The sequence below is a fragment of the Ruminococcus sp. CAG:379 genome (assembly GCF_000434255.1).
GTDB classification, from domain to species: domain Bacteria; phylum Bacillota; class Clostridia; order Oscillospirales; family Ruminococcaceae; genus Ruminococcus_F; species Ruminococcus_F champanellensis.
The window spans coordinates 1-2738 of record NZ_FR894795.1 but is presented as its reverse complement, the minus strand read 5'-3'; the positions used below and the strand labels follow the sequence as shown (position 1 = coordinate 2738).

The following is a 2738-nucleotide window of genomic DNA, read 5'->3' as shown; positions in this document are numbered from 1 at the left end:
GCGTGGGTGGAGCACGCAGAGCATGAAAGATAAATCCGGAAAGAGCGGTCACTAAAAATACACGGAAGAAAAAAGCACCGCACAAATCGTGCGGTGCCTGTTTTATGCTTTGGAGAGAAATTCCTGCGCCAGCGTGCCTGCCTGGAAATCTGAAACGGCATCGTAAAATCCGTGGGACAGCCGGGTGATCAGCTCCGGGTCATTGTGACTGAAAATATGTACCCCGGGGGCACTCTTGGCAACCAGCCGCCGGATCTGCTCATTGGCGTACTTGACCCCTTCCTCGTAAAAGCCCTTGGGATCGTCCTCATACTGTGCCAGCCGCTGTGCAAAGGAGCGGGGCAGCCGTACCCCGAAATCCTGCCGCAGCAGGGATACCGATTCCTTCCGGAGAATTGGCATGATCCCGGCGTCCATGGGCAGATATACCCCGGCAATATCCAACCGGTTCTGCACTGCCTCAAAGTACCGGAAGCTGTAAAACATCCGGGTAATCATCCGGCAGGCACCTGCGTCCGCTTGCCGCCGCAGCTGCCATACGTCCGTGACGATGCCCAGGGATTCGGGATGGTTCTCCGGGAAGCATCCGGAAGCCACCCGGAATTCCGGATCCACTTCCTTGATGAATTCGATCAGCTCCGCCGCACTGGGAAAGTCTGCATGCTCAAAATCCGGGCGCATGCCGTCCCCACGCACCGCCAGGATCCGGGTGATGCCCCGGCGCTTCATCTGCGGGAGCGGCAGCTTCAGCCGGGTGCGGGTGTAGCAGATGGAGGGGATCAGTACCGCTCCGGGGATGCCGCCCTCGGACTGGATCATAGAGGCGAACTCCACTGCCCGTTCCAGCCCGGTGCCGTGCCGGTGATCCGCCGTTGCCAGCACGAAATCCGGCTTGGCACTGCGCAGCACATCCACCGTTTGCATCATCTTAGAGATAGGTGCAGCCTGTTCCGGAATAAAGATCTCAAACGTCAGACGGGGACGTGCTTTTTTCGTACTCAACTCCATACAAATATCCATCCTTTCCCATTTTGGTTGACTCATAATGATTTTTACTACTTCTAATGGTATTGTACTCTGTTTTGCACAGTTTTTCAACAGAAAACTGTAAATTTCGGCGTCATAGACAAGGAGATGTATTTTTTCTTGTACATATTGTATAGAATCTGGGCGTATATTCCCCGGATCAGCGGTCATACTAGGATTGTTCGGAAGCGAACAGTATGAAGAAAGAAGGATGAATAAAATGGAAAAGAATTCTCACATTCAGTGTACCGTACAGCAGTGCAAGCACAACAACGCTTGCTGCAACCTGTGTTCTCTGGACGTGATCCGGATCGGCACACATGAGCAGAACCCCACCATGGCGGAATGCACAGATTGCAACTCCTTCGAGCTGCGCAGCAACTGCTGCGGCTAAACAGGGATGCCGGAGGCGGAGCCTATGCTCCGCTTCCCCTTGTTTATTTTGTACAAAAAGATTACATGAAATACAGCAAAACGCCAATTTGAAAAATTTTCACTTGTGAAATCCAATCAAATATAGTATAATAGAACATGAGAAGTAAGGGAAAACTGAAAGAAAGGAGCGTGGACGGAGCAATAGGCTCTGATCCCATTGGATTGCTATGTGTGACAAGACTATGACATTTTCCGTAAACCAGGAGCGTGAAAACGAGCTGAAGCGGAACCTCACCATTGTATACGACGCACTGGTGCAGAAGGGCTACAACCCCATCAACCAGATCGTAGGCTACATTCTGTCCGAGGATCCTACCTACATAACCACCTACAACAACGCACGCAGTCTGATCCGGCACATTGACCGGGACGAGCTTCTTCAGGTTCTCGTCAGAAACTACCTGGAAGATTAGGACGGCACACGGCGGTAGAGGAATCTGCTGCCGTTTCCGTTTTTCTCCGGGTATGTACCCGGCATCCCCACGCATACTAACCTTGGGCAGCGCCGCAGGACTTTGTGGGTGCTGCCCGAAGTTTGATGCAAGGATGGAATGGGAATGAGAAGATGGAGCGCCTGCATTGCAGGCTTGGCGGCGGTGTGCATACTCAGCGGCACGGTGCATGCCGGGGACGTACACGGCTATGGGCAGGGCTGCCGGTATGACGGACAGAACAGACCCATCGGGGCGGTGGAATTCAACCAGCAGTACGGAGGCTACGACGCCTGCGCCCTGTCCGGGGACAGCCGGTATATTCTGCTGACCTTTGACCAGGGGTATGAAAACGGTTACACGGCGCAGATCCTGGATACGCTGAAGGAAAAGAATGTGAAGGCGATCTTCTTTCTGACGGGGGATTACGCCAGGAAGGAAACGGCGCTGGTGCAGCGGATGGTGGACGAGGGGCATGTACTGGGGAACCACGGCATGACCCACGCTTCCATGCCCAAGCTGGAGGGAGCGGCACTGGAGGAGGAGATCATGAGCCTGCACCAGTATGTGCAGGACACCTACGGGTATGAGATGCAGTATCTGCGGCCCCCCTGCGGGGAGTACTCGGAGGCGTCACTGGCGGCAGCCCAGAGGCTGGGGTACAAGACGGTGTTCTGGAGCTTTGCTTATGTGGACTGGCTGGTGGATCAGCAGCCGGATCCGGCACAGGCATACAGCCGCATGACGGAGGCAGCCCACGGAGGCGGCATTTATCTGCTGCATTCCGTGTCCGCCACCAATTGCGCCGTGCTGGGGGATGTGATCGACAGCCTGCGGCAGCAGGGG

At 54.8% G+C, this 2738-nt stretch carries 4 protein-coding genes; 3 read left to right on the top strand and 1 reads right to left on the bottom strand.

Going from position 1 to position 2738, the window contains the following annotated elements; genetic code table 11:
- Positions 1-102: 102 nt before the first annotated feature.
- Positions 103-1008 carry a methylenetetrahydrofolate reductase gene (locus QVO51_RS00235; RefSeq protein WP_022356744.1) on the bottom strand — a complete coding sequence of 302 codons (906 nt, stop codon included), beginning with the start codon at positions 1006-1008 and terminating at the stop codon, positions 103-105.
- A gap of 238 nt (positions 1009-1246) precedes the next feature.
- On the opposite strand from QVO51_RS00235, the gene QVO51_RS00230 reads away from it, so the two are divergent.
- The 3 genes from QVO51_RS00230 to QVO51_RS00220 form a co-directional block, all read left to right on the top strand.
- Positions 1247-1420 (top strand): DUF1540 domain-containing protein, encoded by a 174-nt coding sequence (locus tag QVO51_RS00230; RefSeq protein WP_015557404.1) that lies wholly within the window; start codon positions 1247-1249, stop codon positions 1418-1420.
- 208 nt (positions 1421-1628) lie between these two features.
- Positions 1629-1874: an IreB family regulatory phosphoprotein gene (locus QVO51_RS00225; protein WP_015557403.1), complete on the top strand. Its 246-nt coding sequence runs from the start codon at positions 1629-1631 to the stop codon at positions 1872-1874.
- Positions 1875-2018: 144 nt separating this feature from the next.
- A partial coding sequence (locus tag QVO51_RS00220; protein ID WP_288167649.1) for a polysaccharide deacetylase family protein occupies positions 2019-2738 on the top strand: 720 nt, incomplete at its 3' end.

Excerpts from the sequence above, each read along its gene's own strand:
- QVO51_RS00235 (WP_022356744.1), bottom strand. The coding sequence starts at position 1,008 with ATGGAGTTGAGTACGAAAAAAGCACGTCCCCGTCTGACGTTTGAGATC.
- QVO51_RS00230 (WP_015557404.1), top strand. The coding sequence starts at position 1,247 with ATGGAAAAGAATTCTCACATTCAGTGTACCGTACAGCAGTGCAAGCAC.
- QVO51_RS00225 (WP_015557403.1), top strand. The coding sequence starts at position 1,629 with ATGTGTGACAAGACTATGACATTTTCCGTAAACCAGGAGCGTGAAAAC.